This window comes from Martinezella calliandrae, assembly GCF_030272695.1.
Classification (GTDB): Bacteria; Pseudomonadota; Alphaproteobacteria; order Rhizobiales; family Rhizobiaceae; genus Rhizobium; species Rhizobium calliandrae.
Genome location: NZ_JARFYN010000042.1, coordinates 1 through 24,755 on the forward strand (window position 1 = coordinate 1; position 24,755 = coordinate 24,755).

24 protein-coding genes are annotated in these 24,755 nt (G+C 59.0%); 18 read left to right on the forward strand and 6 right to left on the reverse strand.

Annotated features, from left to right (window positions below):
- Positions 1–164: 164 nt before the first annotated feature.
- Positions 165–635 carry a chromate resistance protein ChrB domain-containing protein gene (locus tag PY650_RS25665; RefSeq protein ID WP_285882406.1) on the reverse strand — a complete coding sequence of 157 codons (471 nt, stop codon included), beginning with the start codon at positions 633–635 and terminating at the stop codon, positions 165–167.
- 188 nt (positions 636–823) lie between these two features.
- Here PY650_RS25665 and PY650_RS25670 point away from each other — a divergent pair, with 188 nt between their 5' ends.
- The 6 genes from PY650_RS25670 (at position 824) to PY650_RS25695 (ending at position 6,226) form a co-directional block, all read left to right on the forward strand.
- On the forward strand, positions 824–1,810 hold the full coding sequence (locus PY650_RS25670) for a chromate resistance protein ChrB domain-containing protein (RefSeq protein WP_285882407.1): 987 nt from the start codon (positions 824–826) through the stop codon (positions 1,808–1,810).
- Positions 1,811–1,824: 14 nt separating this feature from the next.
- The gene (gene chrA, locus PY650_RS25675) at positions 1,825–3,240 is read left to right on the forward strand and encodes a chromate efflux transporter (protein ID WP_285882408.1); all 1,416 of its coding nucleotides are present in this window, start codon (positions 1,825–1,827) and stop codon (positions 3,238–3,240) included.
- A gap of 123 nt (positions 3,241–3,363) precedes the next feature.
- A complete protein-coding gene (locus PY650_RS25680) occupies positions 3,364–3,630 on the forward strand; it encodes a PepSY domain-containing protein (RefSeq protein WP_285882409.1) in 267 nt (88 codons plus the stop codon).
- A gap of 3 nt (positions 3,631–3,633) precedes the next feature.
- Positions 3,634–4,200 carry a cytochrome b/b6 domain-containing protein gene (locus PY650_RS25685; protein ID WP_285882410.1) on the forward strand — a complete coding sequence of 189 codons (567 nt, stop codon included), beginning with the start codon at positions 3,634–3,636 and terminating at the stop codon, positions 4,198–4,200.
- Positions 4,197–4,874 (forward strand): response regulator transcription factor, encoded by a 678-nt coding sequence (locus tag PY650_RS25690; RefSeq protein WP_285882411.1) that lies wholly within the window; start codon positions 4,197–4,199, stop codon positions 4,872–4,874. The genes PY650_RS25685 and PY650_RS25690 overlap by 4 nt, the downstream gene beginning before the upstream one ends.
- Positions 4,871–6,226: a sensor histidine kinase gene (locus PY650_RS25695; RefSeq protein ID WP_285882412.1), complete on the forward strand. Its 1,356-nt coding sequence runs from the start codon at positions 4,871–4,873 to the stop codon at positions 6,224–6,226. Before PY650_RS25690 ends, PY650_RS25695 begins: the two co-directional genes overlap by 4 nt.
- Positions 6,227–6,586: 360 nt before the next feature.
- Here PY650_RS25695 and PY650_RS25700 read toward each other — a convergent pair whose 3' ends face one another.
- On the reverse strand, positions 6,587–7,651 hold the full coding sequence (locus PY650_RS25700; RefSeq protein WP_285882413.1) for a four-carbon acid sugar kinase family protein: 1,065 nt from the start codon (positions 7,649–7,651) through the stop codon (positions 6,587–6,589).
- A 161-nt stretch (positions 7,652–7,812) separates the two neighbouring features.
- Between PY650_RS25700 and pdxA the strand changes: the two genes are divergently transcribed.
- Both pdxA and PY650_RS25710 read left to right on the forward strand, forming a co-directional pair.
- Positions 7,813–8,805 carry a 4-hydroxythreonine-4-phosphate dehydrogenase PdxA gene (gene pdxA / locus PY650_RS25705; RefSeq protein WP_285882414.1) on the forward strand — a complete coding sequence of 331 codons (993 nt, stop codon included), beginning with the start codon at positions 7,813–7,815 and terminating at the stop codon, positions 8,803–8,805.
- Between the two features lie 86 nt (positions 8,806–8,891).
- The gene (locus PY650_RS25710) at positions 8,892–9,653 is read left to right on the forward strand and encodes a DeoR/GlpR family DNA-binding transcription regulator (protein WP_285882415.1); all 762 of its coding nucleotides are present in this window, start codon (positions 8,892–8,894) and stop codon (positions 9,651–9,653) included.
- Between the two features lie 105 nt (positions 9,654–9,758).
- On the opposite strand, the gene PY650_RS25715 is transcribed toward PY650_RS25710, so the two are convergent.
- Positions 9,759–11,318, reverse strand: coding sequence for a B12-binding domain-containing radical SAM protein (locus tag PY650_RS25715; RefSeq protein ID WP_285882416.1), 1,560 nt, complete (start codon positions 11,316–11,318; stop codon positions 9,759–9,761).
- Positions 11,319–11,685: 367 nt separating this feature from the next.
- On the opposite strand from PY650_RS25715, the gene PY650_RS25720 reads away from it, so the two are divergent.
- Complete coding sequence (locus PY650_RS25720) at positions 11,686–12,192, forward strand: hypothetical protein (protein WP_285882417.1); 507 nt, start codon at positions 11,686–11,688, stop codon at positions 12,190–12,192.
- A 39-nt stretch (positions 12,193–12,231) separates the two neighbouring features.
- On the opposite strand, the gene PY650_RS25725 is transcribed toward PY650_RS25720, so the two are convergent.
- Positions 12,232–12,582 (reverse strand): hypothetical protein, encoded by a 351-nt coding sequence (locus tag PY650_RS25725; RefSeq protein WP_285882418.1) that lies wholly within the window; start codon positions 12,580–12,582, stop codon positions 12,232–12,234.
- 336 nt (positions 12,583–12,918) lie between these two features.
- The gene (locus PY650_RS25730; RefSeq protein WP_285882419.1) at positions 12,919–13,380 is read right to left on the reverse strand and encodes a DUF4168 domain-containing protein; all 462 of its coding nucleotides are present in this window, start codon (positions 13,378–13,380) and stop codon (positions 12,919–12,921) included.
- A 486-nt stretch (positions 13,381–13,866) separates the two neighbouring features.
- On the opposite strand from PY650_RS25730, the gene PY650_RS25735 reads away from it, so the two are divergent.
- The 6 genes from PY650_RS25735 to PY650_RS25760 all read left to right on the forward strand — a co-directional run bounded on the left by PY650_RS25735 (position 13,867) and on the right by PY650_RS25760 (position 20,691).
- Positions 13,867–14,919 (forward strand): alpha/beta fold hydrolase, encoded by a 1,053-nt coding sequence (locus PY650_RS25735; RefSeq protein ID WP_285882420.1) that lies wholly within the window; start codon positions 13,867–13,869, stop codon positions 14,917–14,919.
- Between the two features lie 255 nt (positions 14,920–15,174).
- The gene (locus PY650_RS25740) at positions 15,175–15,915 is read left to right on the forward strand and encodes a response regulator (RefSeq protein WP_285882421.1); all 741 of its coding nucleotides are present in this window, start codon (positions 15,175–15,177) and stop codon (positions 15,913–15,915) included.
- Positions 15,912–17,234 carry a sensor histidine kinase gene (locus PY650_RS25745; protein WP_285882422.1) on the forward strand — a complete coding sequence of 441 codons (1,323 nt, stop codon included), beginning with the start codon at positions 15,912–15,914 and terminating at the stop codon, positions 17,232–17,234. Before PY650_RS25740 ends, PY650_RS25745 begins: the two co-directional genes overlap by 4 nt.
- A gap of 181 nt (positions 17,235–17,415) precedes the next feature.
- Positions 17,416–19,182 (forward strand): cytochrome c biogenesis protein DipZ, encoded by a 1,767-nt coding sequence (locus PY650_RS25750; protein ID WP_285882423.1) that lies wholly within the window; start codon positions 17,416–17,418, stop codon positions 19,180–19,182.
- Positions 19,183–19,193: 11 nt separating this feature from the next.
- Positions 19,194–19,931, forward strand: a complete 738-nt coding sequence (gene msrA / locus PY650_RS25755; protein ID WP_285882424.1) for a peptide-methionine (S)-S-oxide reductase MsrA — start codon at positions 19,194–19,196, stop codon at positions 19,929–19,931.
- Between the two features lie 343 nt (positions 19,932–20,274).
- On the forward strand, positions 20,275–20,691 hold the full coding sequence (locus PY650_RS25760) for an organic hydroperoxide resistance protein (RefSeq protein WP_285882425.1): 417 nt from the start codon (positions 20,275–20,277) through the stop codon (positions 20,689–20,691).
- Here the strand turns inward: PY650_RS25760 and PY650_RS25765 are convergent.
- Entirely contained in the window at positions 20,688–21,158 is a 471-nt protein-coding gene (locus tag PY650_RS25765; RefSeq protein ID WP_285882426.1) for a MarR family winged helix-turn-helix transcriptional regulator, read from the reverse strand. The two genes, PY650_RS25760 and PY650_RS25765, sit on opposite strands and share 4 nt — an antisense overlap.
- A 276-nt stretch (positions 21,159–21,434) precedes the next feature.
- On the opposite strand from PY650_RS25765, the gene PY650_RS25770 reads away from it, so the two are divergent.
- The 3 genes from PY650_RS25770 (at position 21,435) to PY650_RS25780 (ending at position 24,726) form a co-directional block, all read left to right on the forward strand.
- Complete coding sequence (locus PY650_RS25770; RefSeq protein ID WP_285882427.1) at positions 21,435–22,391, forward strand: S1C family serine protease; 957 nt, start codon at positions 21,435–21,437, stop codon at positions 22,389–22,391.
- 187 nt (positions 22,392–22,578) lie between these two features.
- Complete coding sequence (locus PY650_RS25775) at positions 22,579–23,523, forward strand: TIGR03571 family LLM class oxidoreductase (RefSeq protein WP_285882428.1); 945 nt, start codon at positions 22,579–22,581, stop codon at positions 23,521–23,523.
- A gap of 78 nt (positions 23,524–23,601) precedes the next feature.
- Complete coding sequence (locus PY650_RS25780) at positions 23,602–24,726, forward strand: NADH:flavin oxidoreductase/NADH oxidase (RefSeq protein WP_285882429.1); 1,125 nt, start codon at positions 23,602–23,604, stop codon at positions 24,724–24,726.
- Positions 24,727–24,755 lie beyond the last annotated feature (29 nt).

A 24,755-nucleotide genomic window follows, 5' to 3' on the forward strand; every position in this document is an offset into this window, starting at 1 on the left:
TCGTTTTATCTTCGCATGGTCACTCTGGCGGCGCATGCATCAAGCGTCTGCAATGATCGCTCACTATAAATCAAGAGATCAAACGCAACTGTAGTACTACCCCGCTCGCGCGCGGCAGCATATCGACATCGGCAATCGTACCCCGTTCGACCGGTCAATAAAGCTCAAGCGGCCGTAGGCTTCATCGCCGGCGGCCAGCTATGCGTCTCGGTCTTGCGCCGAGAGGCCCAGGCGTAGAGCGCGTCATAGATGACGAAGCCATGCTTCAGTACCTCCTGATCATCGGGCGTCAGATCCCGAAGTCCCATGGAGATCGCGAGCAGCCCGGCCGATTGCGGCGTGAGCTCGTGCCGGTCCGTGTCCGCGCCGCGAACAATGGCGGTGATGGTCATGATTGCCGGATCACTGCCGAGTCCATGCTTGGCGACGAAGGTGTCGAAGCTGCAGCCATCGCCGACATGGGTGTATTCGACGCCGGGAACATCGTAGGGGATGGCACCGGTTTCCTCCGCCACCTTGATCACCTGGTCCGGCGGTACGAACAGGAATTCTGGTTCCTTGTCGATGAACCGCGCGATCAGCCAGGGGCAGGCGATACGGTCGATGACCGGACGTTCGCGAGTAACCCATTTCATGTCACTATCCTCCTTGAGGGATTTCCAGCATGTGCAAATGGGGCGGTCGGGCGCCGATTGCATGCCCAGTAGCAAATTCGCGGGAGAGCGCGTACGCGTTCAGGCTCGACACGACCGAACCAAGGCTACGCCCGAACTGAAATAGATACAAGTGTTGCATTTATACGCCCTGATGATACAGTATAAACATGAGCGATAATGCAACCTCGGTGGAGCGACGCTGGCTGCTTCTGATCCACCAACTGCCGAGCAAGCCAGCCTACTTCCGGGTGAAGATCTGGCGCCGCCTACAGCGCATCGGCGCCGTCGCCGTCAAGAGCACGGTCTACGCGCTGCCAGCGAATGCCGAGACACAAGAGGATTTCGAATGGCTCTTGAAGGAGATCATCGAAGGCGGTGGAGAGGCCATGGTGTGCGAGGCGCGCCTCATCGACGGCCTCTCCGACGCTCAGGCGCACGCCCTGTTCGACGCGGCTCGCGACGAGGACTACGAGGCGATCGCCAACGAGGCACGGATGCTTTCAGCACGACTGGTGGCGCATGCGAAGGCGGAGGAACGGGCAGACGTTCGCGCGATGACCGGTCGTTTGCGCAAGCGGCTTGCCGACGTGGCCGCGATCGATTTCTTCGGAGCGACCGGCCGGCTTTCTGCGGAGAGCTTGATTGCGGAACTGGAGCACATGCTAATAGAGGACGCGGACATGGTCGAAGAACGCCAGGAGGCTCCACCGCTCAAGGTGGCCGATCTGAAGGGGCGCATCTGGGTCACCCGCAAGGGCGTGCATGTCGACCGGATCGCCTGCAGTTGGCTCATCCGCCGCTTCATCGACCCGGATGCTGCGATCCGCTTTAGGCCGGGCAAAGGCTACGTCCCGAATCCGGGCGAAATTCGCTTCGACATGTTCGAGGGCGAGATAACCCATGAAGGCGATCGATGCAGTTTCGAGACCCTGATTGCCAAGGCCGGCATCGCCGATCCCGCGTTGCACGCCATTGCCGAGATCGTTCACGACATCGATTTGAAGGACATGAAGTTCGGACGCGAGGAGACGAGCGGCATCGCCAGTCTGATTGCCGGAATCTGCGCGGCCAACCCGCAGGATGAACAACGCATCGCTCAGGGGGCGCCCGTCTTCGACAACCTCTACCAATATTTCCGCGCGAAGCGCGGCTGACGCGGACCCCAACAATGAACAGGATCAAGAGTCTCGATGCTACCCCGGTACAGCGCGCTGGTCCGCCTTCCCATGGGATTTCATTTGGCGAAGCAGTCCGCGTCTGGGCGCGCGTGGCCGCGCTGAGCTTCGGCGGCCCCGCCGGTCAAATTGCCGTCATGCACCGGATCATTGTCGAGGAGAAGCGCTGGATTGGCGAAACGCGCTTCCTGCATGCGCTGAACTACTGCACGCTGCTGCCTGGACCAGAGGCGCAGCAGCTTGCGATCTATATCGGCTGGCTTCTGCACAAAACCAAGGGCGGGCTGGTGGCGGGGATTTTGTTCGTGCTGCCCGGCGTCGTCGCTATCATGGCGCTGAGCTGGATCTACGCCATCTTCGGTAACATCGGAGCGGTACAGGCGCTTTTCTTCGGATTGAAGGCGGCGGTCTTGGCGATCGTGCTCGAGGCTGTTCTCCGGATTGGTCGGCGGGCTCTCAGGAACAACGTCATGGTAGGCCTTGCTGTAGCGGCCTTCATCGCTCTCTTCCTGTTCCATGCCCCCTTCCCGCTCGTCGTGCTGGTCGCCGGTGTCGTCGGCTACCTCGGTGGCCGGGGCGGCTGGGTAGCATTCCGCGCGGCCAACAGCCACGGCAAGGTCGGAGGCGAACAGGTTGCCGACGCCGACAGCGTTGTCGGCGAAGAGATCCCCGAGCACGCCCGCCCGCCGATCAGTTGGTCGCTCAAGGTCGCGACAGTCGGGCTGCTGCTTTGGGGCGGTCCCGTCCTTGCACTGCTGATATTTCTCGGACAGGGCAACGTCTTCACGGACATCGCGATCTTCTTTTCGAAGATGGCCATGGTCACCTTCGGCGGTGCCTACGCCGTCTTGTCATATGTTGCTCAACAGGCGGTGGACCACTATCACTGGCTGAAGCCCGGCGAGATGCTGGATGGCCTCGGCATGGCCGAAACCACGCCCGGCCCGCTGATTATGGTGACGCAGTTCGTTGGCTTCATGGGCGCCTATCGCGCGCCGGGGGTCCTCAGTCCATTGCTTGCAGGTACGTTGGGCGGCCTGCTGACGACATGGGTGACGTTCGTCCCCTGCTTTCTCTGGATCTTCCTTGGCGCGCCGTTCATGGAGACCATGCGCAACAACAGGGCGCTCTCGGCGGCACTGGCGGCAGTCACCGCGGCTGTCGTCGGGGTCATTTTGAATCTCGCGGTATGGTTCGCGCTGCATGTCCTGTTTCGCGAACTCCACGAAGTTCGCGGCTTTGGCATGGCCATCGATCTCCCGGTACTGAGCTCCGTCAACGTCCCGTCCCTGGTCCTGACACTGGGCGCCATCGTCGCGGTGTTCCGCTTCAAGATCGGCATGCTGGCGGTGCTCGCCGCTTGCTCGATCCTTGGGCTTGCCTATGGACTGCTCATGGGTTGGGTGTAGCGACATTGGGCGCGTCGTTCGCGCCAAATCCGGCTAATCACGAACACGGACAGCAAACAGACAGGTTCGCCGTTCTATCGATTTTCCCGTCGGCCTTAAGGGGCAATAGCAAAGGGTAAAATCATGAAGCTGAAACTTGTAACCGCACTCGCGATCATAACCGCCACTCCCGCACTGGCGCTTGCCAGCCCGAGCTGCACCGGCGAACCGAAGTCCAAATGGATGTCCGAGGATGCCATGAAAGCGAGGATCGACGCGATGGGCTACAAGGTCAAGACGTTCCAGATCACCGGCAATTGCTATGAAATCTACGGCAAGGATAAGAGTGGCAGTCGCGCCGAGGTCTATTTCAACCCGGTCTCGGGTGACATTGTCCAAATGGGCGACTGACCGATGACGACGATCTCATCGAAAAAGGGGGGCGCCCAGCCCTCCACCGCCACCTTACGCGTGATCAAGGTGTGGGATCCGGTGGTAAGGCTGTTTCACTGGACCATTGTAACGGCTTGCGTCCTCAACCTCTTCATCCTGGATGAAGGCAAATACTGGCACCGCGTTACAGGATACACTGTTGCCTTCGCTATCGCTCTCCGTTTCATCTGGGGTTTCGTTGGCACGAAACACGCGCGGTTCGCTGACTTCCTGCCGACGCCGGCAAAGGTCATGAACCAGATCCTTAGTATTCTGGATGGCAACGAGAAGCGGTACGTTGGCCACAATCCACTGGCATCGGTCATGATGCTCTGCCTGATGATGCTTCTCGCGGCGACGGCGCTGACCGGCTGGATGACAACGCTCGATGCCTTCTGGGGCGAAAAATGGCTGGAAGAATTGCACCGCAGCATCGCCAACGGCATTATGGTGCTCGCATTTGTCCATGCCGGCGCTGCCGTCATCGAAAGCTGGAGGCATAGGGAAAATCTCGTCTGGTCGATGGTCACAGGTCGAAAGAAGGCATGAGGATACTGCTAATCGAGGACAGCGCCCGGCTTCGCGAACTGCTTTGCGAGACCATCCGAGATGCCGGATGGAAAATTGATGCCTTCGCAACCGCGCAGGAAGGGCGGCTTACACTCGAAAGCGCGAATTACGATCTCCTTCTTCTCGACCTCGGTCTGCCTGACGAAGACGGGATTGACATGTTGAAATCGCTCCGGGCGGCAAGGGTTCAAATGCCTGTCCTCGTGCTGACGGCACGCGGGGCTATTGACGAACGCATCATCGGCTTGGATGCGGGCGCGGACGACTATCTCGCCAAGCCATTTCATAATGGCGAGTTGATCGCGCGCATTCGCGCCCTGATGCGCCGGGCGCCTGTGACGGCCATGCCAACATTGGAGTTCGCGGCCATTCAGTACGAGGTGGCTCAGGGCTGCGTAACCTGTGCCGGGAGCGAGATTGCGCTGACACCGTCGGAGAAGGGGCTGCTCGAACTACTGCTGCGTAACGGCGGCACGGTAGTGCCCAAGCCAAAGATCGAACATGCTCTTTCCGAATTCGGCGGCGAGAAAAGCAGCAATGCCATCGAACTGGCCATTTCGCGATTACGCAAGAAGCTCGAAGGACATCCGACCAGAGCGGTCATCGAAACCATCAGGGGCGTGGGATATATGATGCGCGAGGTACGCGATTGAGCCGGTCACGTCCTACGCTTGGCACCATTCTGACACGTCGGATCGCGTTCTTTGCGGTGCTGGCGATGGTCTTTCAGCTCGCCGTCGTCGTCTTCGACTACTATTGGAATGTCGGCGAGCTCTCGCGCCTATTCGTCGAACAGGAAACCGAGAGGCTCGCGGCCGGCATCGCCGCGGCGGCCGGAGGTGTCCGCTACGATCTTCCCGAAAATGTGCGCCAACGTTACCAGCATTCGCAAACCGGCTACGTCGCACAAATTCGGGACGCCAAAGGCAGTCTGGTTTTCGAATCCTGCGACGATGCGTGTGAAAGCCGGTTTCTTTCCCGGGAAGTCAATCCGCCAGACTTCTGGCTAAGATCGCTTAAACCAGGCCGGCCCCTCACGCTGGTCGGTGGCCGCGCGTTCCTCATCGGAAACCAGCGCTTCGTCGTCGACGTAGCCACGATGGGGGACCCACAAAATGTGGTCTCGGATGTCCTCTGGAACGAAATCATCGAACACATGATCGTCCCGATGAGCATTCTGCTGGTGCTCGTTCTTGGCGCGACTCTGCTCTCAGTGCGCCAGGCGCTCAAACCAGTGCGGGCGGCGGCCGAGGCGGCCGACCAGATTGACCCGATGAATTCGCGCTCGCACCTGCAGTTTCAGGAGATGCCGCGCGAGGTTGCGCATCTTGCAATTGCCGTCAACCGCGCCTTCGAACGCGTCGGGGAGCTTATGAAGTCCCAGAAGGTTCTGACGTCCGGAATCGCGCACGAAGTCCGCACTCCGCTTGCAGCGATCAAGCTGGAACTCGGCCGCATCGATCATCCGAGGGCGAGAAAGGCAGAAGCAGATCTCGACGATCTCGTGCGTTTCGTCGGACAGCTGACGACGCTCGCTCGCCTCGACACGTTCGATCATGCGATGTTCGAAAAGATCGATCTCGTCGAACTGTCATCAAGTGTCGTCGAGCAGCTTGCTCCATGGGTCTACGAAAACAAACGTTCGCTCGAGCTTTCCGCTCAGATCGACACATCAATCGTTCAGGGTGTTGCGGCCCTCTTGAGAGATGCTCTGCGCAATCTCATCGAAAATGCCGTGCGCCATACCCCTGAACATACCAATATCGTCGTGCATGTAGGCAGCCGCACTGTTCAGGTCGAGGATCGATATCAGGAGGGCTGTCGGCAAAAAACCAATGTTGGCCACCGTCCCGACAGCCTTGGCATAGGCCTGAAAATTGTGGAGCGCATCGCCGAAATACACGGAGGCTCGCTCCGCTGCTCTTCGTCCAAGCATGGCCACGTGTTCGAATTGGAAATTGGTCCGCGAATTGGCGAAGGAACAGCGATGCGTCAGCGCGCTTAGTTCCCTATGAACGGCCCCAGAACAGGTGCTGGCGCCGGACGGTTACTTGTCGCGGCTCCCGGCGGCTATGTTGGCTAATATTAGTTGAAATTCTCAGATGCCATCGCAGCAACGGTCGAGAAGAGCAATGATACTCGAAGCTTCGTAGCCGGTGTCTACGTACCATTGTACCACCGTTTCCTGAAGGCTTTTGATGATGAACGGTCTATGGCTCATGGCAAAGCTATTGAGCATGCCAACGCCCAATATGGCCAGTCGTGCCGTCTTTTCGAAACGAAGGCCGCTTTCTAGCCGTCGAACGCTTTCCACGACGTCGGATTTGTGGCGACGTCAGCACCCTTCTGGCCGGCTGCATGCCGATCAGGCCGGAGAACACGCTCCGCCCACGATTTCACTTAGGACGTCTTCAGCACCGAAACCTCCAGATTTGGTGATCAGATGTGCGGTCCTGCCCCCGAGATTGAAGGAGGAGATCGGCAGACTTGCCTCGATTTCGCCGATCGGGTGCAAAGTATCGACACCGGCAGCCCGCAGAATGGCGGCCGCGGTATCTCCGCCCGATGCGATCAAAGTGCGCGGTGTTTGGCGCTCAATCAGCGCAGCGATACCTTCGCCGAAACGGCAGGCGACGGTGGCGCCGTCCTCGGCGGGTCCGGCCTCGATGCATCGCACCAGCGTGACGGGCGAACGCTGTGTCACAATCGCGGGAACCTCTCCCTTTGGAGCGACTATATCCGTCACGTCGGCGCGGACACGCGTTAGATGCTCCATTTGGCGGATGGTGATGGGATCACGCGAGCCCACGGCGATCAGCAGGGGAAACTCGAAAGCGATCGGGGCGACGCAATCAGTTCCTCGCGCCAAATGTTTCGCCAGCGCCTGCCCTAAGCCCCTAGCTCCGACCGCAAGCACATGAGGATCGGCCAAAATCTGTGCGGCGACGGCCGAAAGATCAGCCTGAGTTACTATGTCGGGGGCATGAACGCCGATTGAAGCGGGGAAGGCCGGCAGCGGGATCGGCTGATCGACACCCATGCCCGTCACATGCCCCGCCCGCTGCAAGCGCCCCTGTTCGGGAATGGCCGGGACCAAGGCGATCTCGTCGCGCTGCAGGCCCCGCAACATGGCGACGGATTCCGCCACCACGTTTCCCTTCAATCGACTGTCGATTTTCTTAAAATAGACCCTTGGCGAGAACCGCCGTAGAAGATCTGTCGTGTGGAGCAGGCGCTCCTGCGCCTCGGCCTCGCTGACATGGCGCGTGCCGGTCGCGACGGTCAGCACGACCGGATCCTCTTTCATCGCCTTGTCCAAATGATCCGGGCTGAGAGCGACTGCGACCGACATTCCACATTGCGCGAATGGCGTCGCTGTATCGATGGCGCCGGTCAGATCGTCTGCGACAATGGCAATTTCCAGAAACATGGTTGTTCCTCACGATGAATAGTTCACTCAGATTGCTAGCGGAGAGTGGACCAAAGCGTCAAACAAAATGATCGAATCATTCATTTCTGAAATATTTGATTGAAAAGATCACTGAGATGCGTTTTCATGATGCTTAGCGGCGGATATCCGAGGACGGACGAATGACTAAGCCAATCATAGCAATCACGATGGGCGATCCTTCCGGCATCGGACCGGAGATCATCGCCAAGGCGCTGTCGTTGCCGATAGTTCGGGAATTTTGCCGACCGGTGGTCGTTGGTGATTTGGACAGGATGCGAAAGGCCGCCGCCATCTTGCAAACAACGGTGGCGATCCGGCCGATCACTGCAATCGGCCATGCCAGCGAGAAGATCGGGATCGACGTTCTCCAGACGGGCGATCTTCCGTCCGAACTGCCCTTCGGCGTCGTAAGCCGCGAGGGCGGTGAAGCCGCCTATCAATTCATCGTCTCGGCTGTCGAGCTTGCGCAATCCAAGCAGGTCGACGCCATCTGCACGGCGCCCTTGAGCAAGGAAGCGCTGCATCTTGCAGGACATCGATATCCGGGACACACCGAACTCATCGCGCATCTGACACACACCAAGGAAGTCTCGATGATGCTGGCTTCGCCGAAGCTGCGCGTCGTCCATGTCACGACCCATATAGGTCTCATCGACGCCATCGCGAAGATCGAACCGGGGCTGGTTCTGCGGACCATCGAACGCGGGCGCGCGGCACTCATCGGCACGATGGGCCGTGAACCACGCATCGGCGTCTGTGCCATCAATCCGCATGCCGGCGAAAACGGGCTTTTCGGGCACGACGAGGAAGCGATCAAGATCGCGCCGGCCGTCGCCGAAGCAATCAGGAAGGGCTATGACGTATTGGGTCCACTCGCCGCGGATACCCTCTTCTTCCGGGCTGTGCGGGGCGATTTCGACCTCGTCGTGGCTATGTATCACGATCAGGGACACGGACCAGTCAAGGTGCTCGGCATCGAGGAAGGCGTCAACGTTACCGTGGGCCTGCCGATCGTTCGCACGTCGGTCGATCACGGAACCGCCTTCGATATTGCCGGCCAGGGCAAGGCCGATGAGCGCAGCTTGATCTATGCTCTGCGTCAGGCCGCGATTCTATCCGGCAAAGCCGCCTGACCATGTTATTGGCCCATCGGTGGGTTTGCTGGTTTGCCGGGCGCTTCTCTGTGGCTGGCTTGGATCGAATGGTCACGAGGGTCATCATGAGTGGTTTTAACCAAAGAAAGGACGCACTGCTGCGGCTGCTCCAGATAGGAGCGCCGACTGTGCAGGCTTTGAGCGCCGCGCTTGGCGTTTCGGTCGCGACGGTGAGGCGCGATCTGGCGACCCTTGCGGACGAAGGTGTGATTGCCCGCACCTATGGAGGCGCGACGCTGCTGCAACGAGCCGAGCCGACCTTTGATTTCCGCATGCGGGTCGCCGCCGCCGCAAAGCGCAGGATCGCCGAAGCGGCCTTCGATGCACTCGACGGAGCCTCTACGATTTTTCTGGACGCCGGCACGACCATCGGCGCGTTTGCCGAAAAACTCGCCCTCATGCAGGACAGCCTGAACGGTCTTGTTGTCGTCACGCAATCGCACCGCGTCGCTGCCATTCTGGCGAATATCGCCTCTATCGAACTTTTCCTGCTCGGTGGCCGCTACCGGGCCAATTCGGAAGGCGTGTTCGGTCCGCTTGCGGAACGAACCATCGAAGCCTTTCGCTTCGAAAAAATCTTTCTTGGGGCGGATTCCGTTTCCGCTGAATTCGGGCTCGGCGAAACAACGCTGGAACAGGTCCGCCTGAAAGAAATCGCCATGCACCGAACCAAGGCGACCATCGTGCTCGCCGATGCGACCAAATTTCAGGATCAGAACTTACCCTTTTGGGCAAGGCTGCCCGAGGGCGCAATATTGCTCACCGATGAAGCAAGCGAACATTTGCGGAAGCAATATCGTGACGCGGGCCTTACGATTTGCACATGAGTTGCACCGCCCAGCGACAGGCATTTCAAGATCCGGCCCGGCACTCATCGATCAAAAGTCGGCAGCCAAGTCTCGCAGTCCTTGGCGCCTGCCTCGGCTTTCCAATCAGAACGAATTGACGATGTCACCGCCGGTTTGCATTTGCTGGACCATCTTGTGCGCGTGATAGTGCATGGCGCATTTGATGGCATAGATCTGCAGGATCACCGGAGAACGGCGGCGCAATAGGAGTTTCCAGAGGCGTTTGCGATAGATATTGCGCAGGTCCGCCTCTTGTACCCGACGCATCAATCTTGTGAAAATCCCCGCAGCCTCAAAAGCCCACATCAGATTTAGGGCAATCAGGCGGATGGGATGGCGACGCAAATGGCGCAGGCGCGTCCGCTCCGGCTGGATTCGAGCATCGAGATAGAGCGCGTCCAGCCTGTCGAAATAAGCAGCAGGTTGGTGAAGGTCGCTCAGCACAGCGAGATAGCCGTCACGCAAAGTTTCCCGGCTGAGATTGAGGGGAATGACGTTGGTGCCGTAAGCCGGTGGATCGGCGTGGTCCAGCCGTCCTTCCTTTTCCAGGCGCGTATAGAGCGGCGTCTTGGGAATGGCGGCCAGCATGCCGATCATCGCATTGACGATCCGTGCGTCCTTGATGAATATGCGCTGGGCGTCAAAGATCGTGGCGTCGTCGCTATCAAAACCCAAGATCATACCGCACCAGACCTCCATGCCGGTCTGCTGGATGGAGTGGATCTTCTCCAGCATCGTTCCACCTTTTCTAAGATTCTGGAGCTTCTTGGTCTCTCGTAGCGCTGCTTCGTTCGGCGTCTCGATGCCGATGAAAACGATGCGGATATTGGCATCGACCATGAGCTGCATCAGCTCGTCATCGTCGGCAAGATCGATCGAGGCTTCCGTGAGGAACGTCATCGGATAGTGGTTGCGCTCCTGCCAAGCCACGACTTCGCGCAGCACTTCCTTGATCGCCTTCTTGTTGCCGATGAGATTGTCGTCGACGATAAATGCCGTATCCATTCCGGCGGATAGCAATGCCTCCATCTCGGCGATAATTTGTGCGCTGGTCTTAATCCGCGGCTTTCGACCGAACACGACAATGATATCGCAAAAGTCACAGGTGAACGGACAACCTCGCGAGAACTGGAGACTGCCGAGCGCGTACTCATCCATTTTCAATAGATCGAAACGCGGGATCGGCACCTTACTCATGTCGGTCTTGTCGGATTGCTCGTAGCGCCTGACATGACGACCCTCTTTCCATTCGAGCAGGAATTGCGGCCAGGTCTCCTCGGCCTCGCCGATAAATGTGACGTCCACAAGCCCTTCGAAATAGTCCTCCTTGACGGTGACCCATGGTCCCCCGACGACGGTGAAACAATTGCGCCCTTTGAGCTCCGTCAAAATTTCCTTCATCCGAAACCGTTGTACGATCATGCCGGTGAGCGCGACGATATCCGCTTGCGCGCAGAGATCGTAGTCGATCGGCTCCACATTCTCATCCACGAGCGTAACGGTGTGTTCGGCGGGCGTGAGTGCTGCCAGCAAAGGCAGACAGGCGACGGGAAGGTTTGCTTTTACGTCAAACAACGGAAGCGCGTGTTCCATGCCCCAATAGGAGGTTTCGAAACGCGGATTGATGATGATGATATGAGCCATTGATCCCACCGCTCCATGACTTTGAAGACTTAGTTCGGCATTCTGTTAAGGCTTTTCGTTCGGATCGGCTTGGTACCTGGTTGCCCTGCCCCAAACGGAACGGGACCACCCTCCCGCGGCACCGCCAGGCGCTGTATTAGCAGTGTTAAATGAGCTCAAAATTAAAATACAGGAAGCCGCGAAAGTCCCGACCCGCGATTGCCCAAGCAATCGCAATTTATCAGAGCCGGGCGCCGGAAGCAGATCCAACTTCTTTGCTACATCTTTCCGGGCGTTAGTCGACGACAAAGAGCATCCGCGTGCAAAATATAAGGAACTATACGAACATATGCGCGTTGAGGAAAATTCGTCGTTCGGGGGTTCAGTCATGCCGTGCTTCGCTCGCGTCCTCCTGATCTTGTCTATCGGCCTTTTCCCAAGTTTGGCAGCCGCAAATGAAAGCGATTTTCTGCAATCTCTGCAGGGAAAATGGACCGGCAAGGGGACAATCCTGCGTCGGATCGGGACGTCACCGATCAACGTCGCATGTACCTTTGCATTAACAACAAGCGGGCTCTCGCTCTCCATGCGCGGCGATTGCCGGGGCATGCTCGTCGTCAGTCGCCCGATCTCTGCCGACCTCAGAGTGAATGGCACGCACTATAAGGGCGTCTATGTCGGCCCCGCGGGGGGACGTTCAGGATTGTCCGGAAAGCGCCAGGGAAATACCATCGATCTTGCCGTTCACTGGGCAAAAGAGGTCAACGGCAACCGGACGGCGAGGATGACGCTACAGGAAGTCGGCGGCAGTGGCCTCAATCTGCGAACGATCGACCGCGATCCGAAAACCGGCAAATCGGTAATAACGAGCGATATCGCTCTTCGCCGGATCTAGCATGACCGCCGGCTCGAAGACCCGAAGAAGCGGTACAGTCTAGCCGAGCATCTTCTGACTACTGATCCCAAGGATGTCGTTGGCGAGAGCAAGAGCAATGCCAGCGGCAACGATGATGACCCCAATCAGAAAAAGACGGCGGGCGCGGTCGTATTTGACCACCAGCAGAGAATCCCGTGCAAGCAAATCGGCGAAGACTTTCACCTGCACAGCAATTCCGACGACCATCACCGTCATCGGCAGAATATCGACGCGGCTCCAATCGTTCGGATTGGAAACCCAGCGATTGATGAAGCTCAGCGAGAAACCGACGATGATCCCAACGGCGGTCAACGATCCGTTGCGAAAGGTCGCATCAATTTTTTCCTGATCGTCTATTTCCGGCGCCATGTCGCTTCCCGCCAAATGACGACCTGGTCGTCAAGTTTCCCAGGTCAGCCAAGCATCCTCGCAGCCTTATGTCCAGATCTATCGGTTCTCTGTTTGGTTCCGCACAGTCCTTTTGCGTTTCGCCGAGATATTTGTCATGCAAGTCCTCCGTGCGGCGCAGCAGGTAATTTTAAGAAATCGTCGGGAAAGCTTTGTGAAACTCAAGCTTGGTTCCCGTCTGGGCGTATTTCACCGTGGCAGAGGTCATTCCTTGGAAACGACGAAGCCGCGTCAAGATTACGATACTCGACGCGGCTCGAGTTGCCGATCAATTTGCTTGTTGATCGCAGCCGCAGCTTACTGTTGCGCAGGCGGAGCGGCCTGCTGTCCAGGTGCCGATTGCTGTGCAGGCGCCGCCTGCTGGATCTTTGCCTGAACTTTTTTTACGAGCGCAGGATCCTTCTGAGCAGCGGTTAGAATTGAGTTGTATTCCTTTACAGACATGCCCGAGGAGGCCTGGACAGCCTGCACCATCTGTTTGCCCGCTTCGGCCTGTAACTGTTGCTTCGCGTTCGCATCCGGCGTTGCTCCGATCTTGGCTGAATATTCCTGCCTGATCTTGTCCACCTGGAGATACGCGACTGCAAAAGCCTGAATTTTCTGATCGCTGATAGCCGCACCCTGAGTATCTGGTTGCCCCTGGGCAGGCTGCGGTTGCTTGTCTTGCGTTGCCTGCTGCGCGGACGCAGGGCTGATGAGAAACATCAAGCTCAAGGCCGCAGCGGTCAACGATGTAGCGGTGATATTGCGAGTGATCATCTTCATTCCTCTTTAATAGCGCGGAGAGAGAGAACGCCTCTTTGATGGCGCAGAGTGAAGGGCGGCATATCGCATTGATTAAGCCGTCGGTTAGGGTTGAGGAGCGAACCGGCGACAATGTGGCTCTCAAACGTTTTCTGTGGGGCAATAGCGCGGCGATCTGCTGACCATAGGGTGGCAGCTTTGTGGCTCCGCCAGCTGGGGCTCACCACCCCGCCACTTCACAGCACGATGCGGGCTGAACGAATTCCGCCGCATAAGGCTGGTTCCGCTTACAGAACCACAGAGATAAAGATGCCGTCGCCGGGTCGACATGCAGTCAGGCAGGTGGAGAGGCTGACCACGAAAACGCGGTCCTTTGTAACCAATTGTATCAAAACGTCGGAAAGCTACATCCCCATTCAAAGCCCATGAGATCGTGACACATCGCGGATACATGGAAGCGGTTTCTTCATCACCACGTCGGATCCACTTGGAGAGAGATCAATGTCAGAAGATATCAACCATCAACGCCGCCGTTTTTTTGGCACCGCGGCCATGACCATCGCTGCCGCGCAGCTCGGTATGCTTGGCGTCGCGCAAGCGCAATCCGCTCAGCCCAAGCCGACGGCCCTGCCCCCGGTCAAGCCGGGAGCCAACACGACCTTTAGTTCCCTCAAGCAGATCAATGCCGGTGTGCTGAATATCGGATATGCCGAGGCCGGTCCCGCCGACGGTCCGCCTGTCATTCTTCTGCATGGCTGGCCCTATGATATCTACAGCTTCGTAGACGTCGCTCCCGTGTTGGCGTCGCAGGGCTACCACGTGATCATTCCCTATCTGCGCGGTTACGGCACGACGCGCTTTCTTTCCAATGATACGGTCCGCAATGGCCAGCAGTCGGTCGTGGCTGTCGATATCCTTGCCTTGATGGATGCTCTGAAAATTCAAAAAGCGATCCTCGGCGGTTTCGATTGGGGCGCCCGTACGGTCAACATTCTCGCTGCGCTGTGGCCGGAGCGCTGCAAGGCCATGGTGTCCGTCAGCGGCTATCTGATCGGCAACCAGGAAGCCGGCAAGACCCCGTTGCCGCCGAAGGCTGAGCTCCAATGGTGGTACCAGTATTATTTTGCCACTGAACGCGGTCGAGAAGGCTACGACAAATACCGGCGCGACTTTGCCAAGCTTATCTGGCAGATCGCTTCGCCGAAGTGGAACTTCGACGACGCGACCTTCGATCGCAGCGCCGCATCCTTCGACAATCCGGATCATGTCGCCATCGTCATTCACAATTATCGCTGGCGGCTGGCTCTCGCGGAGGGCGAGGCGCAATATGACGATCTGGAAAAGCGGCTGGCAAAGGCTCCGGTGATCAATGTGCCCACCATTACGATGGAAGGCGATGCGAACGGCGCCCCACATCCCGACCCCGCAGCCTATCGCAACAAATTCACGGGCAAGTATGAGCATAGAACCATCGAGGGCGGCATCGGCCATAACCTGCCGCAGGAAGCGCCGCAGGCATTCGCCCAGGCAATCATCGATGTCGACAAATTCTAATCCTCCGAGCATGTCGCCAGCAGTGGTATAAAATACCATGCTGGCGACTTCAGACGGGCTCAAGCTCCCCCTGATGCCCATCCCGGGCAAACTCCTATACATTTGTTTTGTCATAATTATTAATGTGATAAGCGAAATGAGGTTGCCCGGTTTGAACAGCGGCGGCATAGCCGCCGGCAACAATCCGTTCAAGGGCATCCAGCTGCCGTTCAAATATTGCTGTTGCGCCGTTCCGCAGAATAGAGGGCCCCGACGATGGATCACATCGACCACATCTTGATCGTCGATGACGATCGCGAAATCCGTGAGCTGGTTTCGAACTATCTCAAAAAGAACGGACTGCGCACCACCGTCGCGGCGGACGGTCGGCATATGCGGGCGTTTCTGGAAACAAGCTCCGTCGATCTCATCGTCCTCGACGTGATGATGCCCGGCGATGACGGCCTGGTTCTTTGCCGGGAGCTGCGCGCCGGCAAACACAAATCGACGCCGATCCTGATGCTGACGGCGCGTGATGACGAAACGGATCGGATCATCGGCCTGGAAATGGGAGCGGATGATTATCTCGCGAAACCCTTTGCCGCACGCGAGTTGCTGGCTCGCATCAAGGCAATCCTGCGCCGAACGCGCATGCTTCCGCCAAATCTTCAGGTCACGGAGGTCGGCCAGCTCTTGTCTTTCGGCGACTGGCAACTCGACACGACCGGCCGTAACTTGCTCGATCGCGAAGGAACCGCCATAGCGCTCAGCGGCGCGGAATATCGCTTGCTTCGCGTCTTCGTCGACCATCCGCAACGCGTCCTCAACCGGGATCAGCTTTTGAACCTCACGCAAGGGCGGGATGCCGAGTTGTTCGACCGCTCCATCGACCTTTTGGTCAGCCGGCTTCGCCAGCGCCTCCGCGACGACGCGCGCGAGCCTGCCTACATCAAGACCGTACGCAGCGAGGGCTATGTCTTCGCGATGCCAGTCGAAATATCCGAGCTGCGCCAATGAGTACCGTCACAGGGTTTCGGGGAATTCGGCCTTGGCCCCGCAGCTTGGGATCGAGGCTGTTTCTCATCCTTCTCGCCGGCTTGATGCTTGCGCAGGGGCTGACTTTCAGTGTCCAGTCCTTGGAACGCTACATAACGGCCAAGACCGTGATGCTTAATACGCTGGAGAGCGATGTGGCGACCTCGATCGCCGTTCTCGACCGGCTGCCGGCGGCCGAGCGCGCCGATTGGCTGGACCGCCTTGACCGCGGAACCTACCGATTTGTGCTTGGTCCGGGCCTGCCTGGAGTGCCCAGCCTGACTGATCAGGGCAGGCAGATTGCGGGCAAAATACAGGATGCCGTCGGTGAGCATTTTCCCATCAGGTTCGAGTCGATACCGGGTGACGGCAAACGCCTCCAAGCCCACCTGACCTTGAGCGACGGCAATCCGCTTACGATCGACGTCAACCCCGCACCCATCATGCCGATGGCGCAATGGCTGCCCTTCGTTCTCCTCTTGCAACTCGGTCTCCTCATTGTCTGCACCTGGCTCGTCGTCCGGCAGGCGATCCGTCCGCTTGCTGACCTGGCCAACGCCGCCGACGCGCTTGACCCGAACAAGAAGACGCCGCGTTTGGTTGAAGCAGGCCCGAGTGAAGTCGCCCATGCCGCCCGCGCCTTCAATGCCATGCGCGACCGGATCGCTCACTATCTCGAAGAAAGGGTGCAGATACTCGCGGCAATCTCGCACGATCTTCAAACGCCGATCACGCGCATGAAGCTTCGTGCCGAGATTGCGGAAGACTCCCCCGAGAAGGAAAAACTGGTGCAGGACCTGGCCGAAATCGAGCGCCTTGTCCATGAAGGCGTGGCCTATGCTCGCAGCGCCCACGGAAACACCGAGAAACCTTCCCGCATAGATATTGGCTCCTTCATCGAGAGCCTCGCCTATGACTACCAGGACACTGGAAAAGCTGTGATGGTCGCCGACAAGATCGATGGCGCCATTGTCACGCGGCCGCATGCGCTCCGGCGGGTCCTGACAAATCTTATCGACAACGCCCTCAAATTCGCCGGCACCGCGGAGATATCTGTGCAAAAGGACAACACCGGCGCAGTCCTCATAAAAGTGCTCGATCGCGGTCCCGGCATTCCGGAGGATCAGCTCGACGCTGTTATGCAGCCTTTCTTCAGGCTCGAACAATCCCGAGGCCGCGGAACCGGCGGAACTGGACTGGGACTGGCGATCGCCGGACAGCTTGCCCAAGCGATTGGCGGCTCGCTCGCATTGCGCAATCGCGTGGGCGGTGGGCTGTCGGCGGAAATCTCGCTCCGCTGATGGATGCAAGGCGCCGCTACGTTTGTATCCCAACGTAGCGGCCCACCCTCTTCGAACACTTCGTTACATTTTCGCCCGATCGGGACACATCGAGGATACGTCAGCTCCCCCTAATGCGGTCAATGACTGCTCGCCAGTCGTTGCGCCCCGGCGCCCGATCAATCCTCGAAAGGAAACGATGATGACACTTCTTGTCATTGCCTATCTCGGAGGCGTGCTGACGATCCTCAGCCCGTGCATTCTCCCCATTCTTCCCTTTGTCTTCACCCGCACCGGGCAGCCTTTCGTCAAAAGCGGCTTGCCCATGCTAATCGGCATGGCGATAACCTTTGGTGCAGTCGCGACGCTTGCGGCCGTCGGTGGCGGCTGGGCGGTGCACGCCAACGAATATGGTCGCTATGCGGCCATCATGCTGCTTGCTTTATTCGGTGTGACCCTTGTCTCGCCGCAACTTGCCAGCATCCTGACCCGGCCGATCGTCGCCTTGGGAAACAGGCTGCTAAATTCACCCGGCCACCGGTCCGGCTCGACAGTTGGTAGTTCGCTGGTTCTTGGCATCGCAACCGGGTTGCTGTGGGCACCCTGCGCCGGCCCGATCCTCGGTTTGGTCTTGACGGGCGCTGCGCTTCAGGGGGCGAATGCTCATACGACTTTGCTGCTTCTGGCCTATGCTGCAGGCGCGGCAACATCGCTCGCCATCGCGCTTCGGGTTGGCAATCGGGTCTATGCAGCCATGAAAAACTCGCTCGGTTCCGGCGAAAGAGTTCGCCGGGCGCTTGGCGCGGCGGTCCTCGCCGGTGTTACCGCGATTGCGCTTGGCCTAGACACAGGATTCTTGGCACGCCTGTCCTATGCCAATACCTCGACATTCGAGCAGGCCATTCTCGACACATTCGGCGCCGACCGCGAGGACCAGGCTGCGACCATGGTAGCCAGCAACACTCCGATGCTGGCCGCCGCCAAGCCTCGCTTCAAGAGCAAGCTCCCGGTCGAGGGCCGGCTTCCTTCGCTGGACGGCGCCGTCGCGTGGCTAAACTCGCCGCCGCTGACTGCGGAGCAACTGCGCGGAAAGGTCGTGCTGGTCGATTTCTGGACCTATTCCTGCATCAACTGCATTCGCACCATCCCCTACGTCAAAGCCTGGGCGGAGAAATACCGGGATCAGGGGTTGGTCGTCATCGGTGTGCACGCTCCGGAATTCGCCTTCGAGAAGAAGATCGACAACGTCAAGGGAGCCCTCAAGGACTTCCAGATCAACTATCCCGTCGCCATCGACAACAATTACAGCATTTGGCAGGCGTTCCAGAACAGCTACTGGCCAGCGCTCTATTTCGTCGACGCCAAGGGGCAGATCCGGCACCATGTTTTCGGCGAGGGCGAATATGACACCTCCGAAAAGGTCATTCAGGAACTGCTGGCCGACGCCAGCAACCAGATGCCTGAAAACAGTATGGTCACACCGAATGCGCAAGGCGCGGAGGCAGCACCCGATCTTGGCAATATCAGATCCGGCGAGACCTATATCGGCTACAAGGAGGCCTCGAACTTCGTATCGCCGGAAGGTCTGAACGGGAATACCGGTAAGGATTACACGACTGGCGAACCCGGTCTCAACCAATGGGGTCTCTCCGGTAACTGGACGATCGGTTCCGAGCAGGCGACGCTGAACAAGGCCGGCGGTGGCATCACCTATCGCTTCAGTGCCCGTGACCTGCATCTTGTTCTCGGTCCTGCCGCCGACGGCAAGCCCGTGCGGTTTCAGGTGACCGTCGATGGCAAAGCGCCTGGTGCAAGCCACGGCGCCGACACGGACGCCGACGGCAACGGCAGTGTCACTGAAACACGCCTTTATCAGCTCGTTCGTCAGGCCGGCGATGTCGGGGAAAGGATTTTCACGGTCCGCTTTCTCGATCCCGGCGTCGAAGCCTACGTATTCACTTTTGGATGAGGAGCAGAACGATGCAGATCAAAACGCATTCGAAGTCTATCAGCCGTTTCGGGATCCTACGTCCCGTTCTAATCGCCGGGGGCTTGCTTGGCGTTGTCGGGGCGACGCTTCTCGGCAATTCATCAGCCGCCGGGGCGCCGCGGTTAGTTCCGCCTGCGATCCATGATGTGGCAAATGCTTCCAGCCCGCAGACCGCCGTGTTCGCCGGTGGGTGTTTCTGGGGTATGCAAGGCGTATTCCAGCATGTCGAGGGAGTCATCAGCGCGACGTCCGGTTATGCCGGCGGCAGTGCAGAGACTGCGAATTACGAGCTGACGGAAAGCGGAACCACCGGCCATGCCGAAGCTGTCCAAATCGTCTTCGATCCAAAGACAATCAGCTATGGCAAGCTGCTGCAGATCTACTTCTCGGCCGCCCACGATCCCACACAAATCAACCGGCAAGGGCCGGACATCGGCACGCAGTATCGCTCCGCGATCTTTCCGGTCGATGCAGATCAGAAGCAAGTCGCCTCGGACTATATCGCCCAATTGGAAACGGCTCATGTCTTCAAGGCGAAGATCGCGACGACGATCGAGCCCGGCAGGCCTTTCTATAAAGCCGCGGCCTACCATCAGGACTATATGGCCAATAATCCGCGCCAGCTCTATATCGTGATCAACGAGCAACCCAAAATCAACAATCTGAAGAACCTCTTTCCCCAGTCCTACAGGGAAAAGCCCGTCTTGATTTCAGAAACCCAGGGCTGACGGAGGCGTCGAAGCGCTTCGCTTGAATTGCGAGACCGTCACACAGCCTCGTAAACGACTATCTGCCGAAACAAGCCTCCCCCGGCGTCAAGCCGGGGGAGTTTTTCGAACTCATAACCCCAAACTGTCCTAAAAAAAAAACCAGGCCTCAGCGGTGTATCGCGGACGTCCGCTGTCCTACTTTGTACGGCAATGTAGGAAGCCGTCCGCCTCCCACACTCCGTTACACTTCTGCTTAATCCTGACACATGCGGGATACGTCGCCCCTGCTTTATACGCGCAATGGCTGGTCGCAGTCATTGCGTCTCATCAGGGCGCCATCCGCTTTAAAGGAACCGACATTATGACCCAAACCGACAAGGTACTCTACACCGGCAAGACCCACACCACCGGAGGCCGCGACGGCGCCTCGCGCAGCTCCGATGGCCGTTTGGACGTCAAGCTTTCCTCCCCCGGCACTTCCGGCGCAGGCACCAATCCGGAGCAACTGTTCGCTGCCGGCTGGTCGGCCTGTTTCGAGGGCGCGATCGGGCTTGCAGCTCGCAAGATGAAGGTCGCCGTCCCGCCTGACGCGGCCATCGACGCCGAAGTGGATCTGTGCCTTGTTGACGGCGCATACTTCCTGCAAGCCCGCCTAAACGTCAGCCTGCCAGGCTTGGAACACGATGTGGCTCAGGCGCTCGTGGAGGCCGCGGACCAGACTTGCCCCTATTCCAAGGCGACCCGCGGCAATATCGATGTCGTGATCAACCTGGTCTAACCGGAGCTTGCCATGCTAGCCGTCACAAGATTATCGCGAAGCCTCGTGACGGCTTTCTGCAGGAGCGCAAATTCCTCTGCCGTTAGACCCGAGGCTTTCGCCGTCACCTCGGCGAAGCCGAAGCCCTTTTCTCGAAGGCGGCGACCTGCATCGGTCAGTGATATCCGAAGGTTGCGCTGGTCGTCCGTATCTCTTGTACGCCGGACATAGCCCATGGCCTCCAGCCGCTTCAGCATCGGCGTCATGGTGCTCGGCTCCAAAAACAGCTTCTCGCTTAGCCCTTTGACCGTTTGTGCGTCCTCCTCCCACAGGCAGACGATCGTTATGTATTGCGGATAGGTCAGGCCAAGCTCCTCCAGAACCGGCTTGTAGACCCGCGAATAGGCAAGGTTGGCCGAATAGACCGCAAAGCACATGAAGTCCGCCAGTTTCCCGGTCTTGGTGCGGGGAGGGCTTTTCTTGGCCATCGGCGTCTCCGGAAGCGGCGAAAAATAATTATGATGCGAAGGATTATCGCAGGTGTAAGCGTCTTAATCGGCTCAAACAACTGTTATCCTAATGATTACGACAATAAATAGTTAGCCGGTAGCGGACACCCCGATCGAGACCCGGCATCGCGACTTGAACGCAGGCCGACGCCCATCCATTTAATCCTTAACGACAGCGCCGTAGCGGGCCAGGCATCCCTATGATCGGTCCGCTGGCGGCAGCGACGATGGGCGTCGCTGTTTGAGGATCAAACGATGGGTTTCATAGATAAGGACATAGTGCCCGCGGATGACGGGGCTCTGATAGATGCATATTCACAATCCATAGCAGCAGCGGTGGACACGGTCGGACCGGCGGTCAGCCGGATCGAGCGCGTTGGCGGAAGAGGCGGGCATGGTTCCGGCTTCGCCGTCTCGCCGGACGGGCTGATTGTCACCAACAACCATGTTGTCGACGACGCCAAGATCGTCCGCATCACCACACCCGACGGTTCAGTGACGGAAGGACGCGTCCTCGGGCGTGACGTCGATACCGACATCGCTCTCATCCGAGCGAATTCGGGCGTTGGAGCTTGGGCGCGGCTAGGCGACTCCAAGCGTCTTCGCAGAGGCCATATCGCGATCGCTATCGGAAATCCGCTCGGCTTCGAGTGGACGGTGACGGCCGGCATTGTGTCGGCGCTTGGCCGCTCGATGCGGTCTGCCAGCGGCCGCCTGATGGACGACGTCATTCAGACTGACGCCGCGCTCAATCCCGGCAATTCCGGAGGGCCCCTGGTGTCGTCAAGCGGCGAGGTCATCGGTGTCAACACGGCCGTCATCCAGGGTGCGCAGAGCATCGCCTTCGCGGTGGCCTCCAACACGGCGAATTTCGTGGTGTCCGAAATATTGCGCTATGGTCAGGTCCGGCGCGCCTTCATCGGGATCGCCGGCGATACGATTGAGTTGCCGCGCAGGATCGCTCTTGAAGCCGGCACTGGCCAGACAACGTCCGTGCGCGTCAGGCGGGTCGAACCCGGCGGTCCGGCTGAGCGTGCGGGCTTGCGGGACGGCGACTACATCCTGGCGATCGACGGCACGCCGGTCGGCGGCGTCGACGACATCGTAAGACTGATGAGCGGCGACAGGATTGGTCAGGATACCGATCTGCTCGTGTTCTCCGTCGCGGGTCGGATCGAGAAGCGCACATTGCTACCGGTTGCCCGATCATAAGATATCCGATGAAAATGCAAACGCCGGTCCGTTCAGCTGATCTGACCTTCCGATATGCTGCGCGGAACGGTGTCGCTCCGCGCCCGCATGAGTGCTCTTGGTCTGCCGCTGAGGTAAAGCGCAGCTCATTGGCTCCCACATAATTGTGGTCGTCAGAGCTACGCAGGGCCGACGAAAGAGAGTTTGAATGGAGAACTCAAGGCAACATCCGGCATTTGAGGCCGTCTTCAAGCCGGGCAACCTTTCGTTCGGTTTGGTGCTTCCCCTAACGCGCGCCGGCGAGACCCGGCCGGATCCGCATGCGCAGCTTTATTTCGCTCGCCTGGCCGACCGGTTGGGGTTCAGCGCCCTTTGGGTCCGGGACGTACCCTTGAACAGCCCCGACTATCCTGACCCGGTCGAACATCTGGATCCCTGGGTTCATCTCGGCGCCTTGGCGGCCGCCACCGACCGGATCACTCTGATTACTGGCGCCATCGTTTCCCCATTGCGGCATTTCATCCATACGGCCAAGGGAGCGGCGTCCGTCGATTATATGTCGAAAGGCCGCTTTCTGCTTGGGCTGGGCTCAGGCGATCGACCGGGAGAATTTCGGCCGTTCGGGCGGGAACTATCGGACGCCGCGGAGCGGTTTCGGGAGAACTGGGAGCGGATTTCCGCACTCCTGAATAAGGACGGGCGCATCGACCCCTCAGGTACAGCGGCCGATCCCAATGCCGAAATTCGTCCGAGACCATTGCACGGAAACATTCCGATGCTGGCGGTCGGATCCGCTGGACAGACAATCGGTTGGATCGCCCGCAACGCCTGCGCCTGGGCAACCTATTATAGACCTCTGGCAAGGCAGCGTGACCGCTATGCGATCTGGCGCGCGGCGGTGCAGAAGGTCGATCCAACGAAATCGCCGGCCTTTGCATCATCCCTTCGTTTGCAGCTTGAAGACAATACCCATGCACCAACCCGGCAGCTCGGCCTCGGTCTGCGGCTCGGCCGGAACGGCCTGATCGAGGAACTTCTGACATTGCGCGAAATGGGCGCCGAGCACATCATGTTCAACCTGACCAGCAACGAACGGCCGGCAGAGGCGGTAATCCAGGAACTCGCATCAGAGGTCATTCCGCAATTTCGTTAGCGCCGACTCATGATCTATGAAGAACCGACCACTCACAGCAACCATGCGCATGCCCCACATTACACAAAGGATATCATCATGGCCCAACCCGCCCTATTCACCCCGCTCCGAGTCCGCAACCTTGACCTGGCCAACCGCATCGTAATCGCTCCCATGTGCCAATATTCGGCGGAAGACGGGTGCATGAACGACTGGCATTTGATCCATCTCGGTCAGCTTGCCCTTTCGGGAGCGGCATTGCTGACCATCGAAGCAACAGCGGTTCTTCCGGAAGGTCGCATCAGTTGGGCGGATGTCGGGCTGTGGAACGATGAAACGGAAGCGGCAATGCACAGGATATTGGAGGGCATCCGGCGCTGGTCGGACATGCCGATCGGAATCCAGCTGAACCATGCCGGCCGCAAGGCGTCGACCGAAGTACCGTGGCTCGGAGGGGCGCAGATCGCTCCGGGCACACCAAACGGCTGGCAGACGGAGGCGCCCTCGGCGGTACCGTTTACCGAGGGCAGGGTTGCGCCGACCGCGTTGGATCGAGACGGGTTGCGACGGGTTCGCGATGCCTTCGCGGCTTCGGCCGTCCGCGCCGGTCGACTTGGGCTCGACTTCGTCCAGCTTCACGGAGCCCACGGCTATCTCTTGCACCAGTTCCTTTCGCCGCTCTCGAACCAACGCAAGGACGAGTATGGCGGTTCGGTGGAGAACCGGATGCGGTTTCCGCTGGAGGTCTTCGATGCGGTGCGGGCCGCCTTCCCCTCCGATAAGGCGGTCACCATGCGGGTGTCGGCTACGGATTGGGTCGAGGGTGGCCTGAACGTTGACGAAATCGTTGCATTCGCCAAGCTGCTCGACGCCCGTGGCTGCGACGCGATCCACGTCTCCAGCGGTGGCCTTCACCCAGCACAACAGATTCCGATCGGACCAAGCTATCAGGTGCCGCTTGCCCGTGCCGTCAAAGCCGCCGTTCGCATGCCGGTGGTTGCCGTCGGGCTGATAACCGAGCCGACGCAGGCCGAGGCGATCGTCTCGACCGGCGACGCCGACATGATCGCGCTGGCGCGCGCAATTCTCTACGATCCTCGTTGGCCCTGGCATGCGGCCGCAGATCTCGGAGCCCAGGTGCGCGCGGCCAATCAATATCTCCGCAGTCAGCCCCATCAGTTCAAGGACCTGTTCCAGATCGGAGGCACCGCTACCCGCACATAAGCGATGCCACTTCAGCAATGAGCATCATC

What these genes read in the sequence shown, in the direction of transcription:
- PY650_RS25665 (WP_285882406.1), bottom strand. Translation starts at nt 635, where the DNA reads ATGAAATGGGTTACTCGCGAACGTCCGGTCATCGACCGTATCGCCTGC.
- PY650_RS25670 (WP_285882407.1), top strand. Translation starts at nt 824, where the DNA reads ATGAGCGATAATGCAACCTCGGTGGAGCGACGCTGGCTGCTTCTGATC.
- chrA (WP_285882408.1), top strand. Translation starts at nt 1,825, where the DNA reads ATGAACAGGATCAAGAGTCTCGATGCTACCCCGGTACAGCGCGCTGGT.
- PY650_RS25680 (WP_285882409.1), top strand. Translation starts at nt 3,364, where the DNA reads ATGAAGCTGAAACTTGTAACCGCACTCGCGATCATAACCGCCACTCCC.
- PY650_RS25685 (WP_285882410.1), top strand. Translation starts at nt 3,634, where the DNA reads ATGACGACGATCTCATCGAAAAAGGGGGGCGCCCAGCCCTCCACCGCC.
- PY650_RS25690 (WP_285882411.1), top strand. Translation starts at nt 4,197, where the DNA reads ATGAGGATACTGCTAATCGAGGACAGCGCCCGGCTTCGCGAACTGCTT.
- PY650_RS25700 (WP_285882413.1), bottom strand. Translation starts at nt 7,651, where the DNA reads ATGTTTCTGGAAATTGCCATTGTCGCAGACGATCTGACCGGCGCCATC.
- pdxA (WP_285882414.1), top strand. Translation starts at nt 7,813, where the DNA reads ATGACTAAGCCAATCATAGCAATCACGATGGGCGATCCTTCCGGCATC.
- PY650_RS25710 (WP_285882415.1), top strand. Translation starts at nt 8,892, where the DNA reads ATGAGTGGTTTTAACCAAAGAAAGGACGCACTGCTGCGGCTGCTCCAG.
- PY650_RS25715 (WP_285882416.1), bottom strand. Translation starts at nt 11,318, where the DNA reads ATGGCTCATATCATCATCATCAATCCGCGTTTCGAAACCTCCTATTGG.
- PY650_RS25720 (WP_285882417.1), top strand. Translation starts at nt 11,686, where the DNA reads ATGCCGTGCTTCGCTCGCGTCCTCCTGATCTTGTCTATCGGCCTTTTC.
- PY650_RS25725 (WP_285882418.1), bottom strand. Translation starts at nt 12,582, where the DNA reads ATGGCGCCGGAAATAGACGATCAGGAAAAAATTGATGCGACCTTTCGC.
- PY650_RS25730 (WP_285882419.1), bottom strand. Translation starts at nt 13,380, where the DNA reads ATGATCACTCGCAATATCACCGCTACATCGTTGACCGCTGCGGCCTTG.
- PY650_RS25735 (WP_285882420.1), top strand. Translation starts at nt 13,867, where the DNA reads ATGTCAGAAGATATCAACCATCAACGCCGCCGTTTTTTTGGCACCGCG.
- PY650_RS25740 (WP_285882421.1), top strand. Translation starts at nt 15,175, where the DNA reads ATGGATCACATCGACCACATCTTGATCGTCGATGACGATCGCGAAATC.
- PY650_RS25745 (WP_285882422.1), top strand. Translation starts at nt 15,912, where the DNA reads ATGAGTACCGTCACAGGGTTTCGGGGAATTCGGCCTTGGCCCCGCAGC.
- PY650_RS25750 (WP_285882423.1), top strand. Translation starts at nt 17,416, where the DNA reads ATGACACTTCTTGTCATTGCCTATCTCGGAGGCGTGCTGACGATCCTC.
- msrA (WP_285882424.1), top strand. Translation starts at nt 19,194, where the DNA reads ATGCAGATCAAAACGCATTCGAAGTCTATCAGCCGTTTCGGGATCCTA.
- PY650_RS25760 (WP_285882425.1), top strand. Translation starts at nt 20,275, where the DNA reads ATGACCCAAACCGACAAGGTACTCTACACCGGCAAGACCCACACCACC.
- PY650_RS25765 (WP_285882426.1), bottom strand. Translation starts at nt 21,158, where the DNA reads ATGGCCAAGAAAAGCCCTCCCCGCACCAAGACCGGGAAACTGGCGGAC.
- PY650_RS25770 (WP_285882427.1), top strand. Translation starts at nt 21,435, where the DNA reads ATGGGTTTCATAGATAAGGACATAGTGCCCGCGGATGACGGGGCTCTG.
- PY650_RS25775 (WP_285882428.1), top strand. Translation starts at nt 22,579, where the DNA reads ATGGAGAACTCAAGGCAACATCCGGCATTTGAGGCCGTCTTCAAGCCG.
- PY650_RS25780 (WP_285882429.1), top strand. Translation starts at nt 23,602, where the DNA reads ATGGCCCAACCCGCCCTATTCACCCCGCTCCGAGTCCGCAACCTTGAC.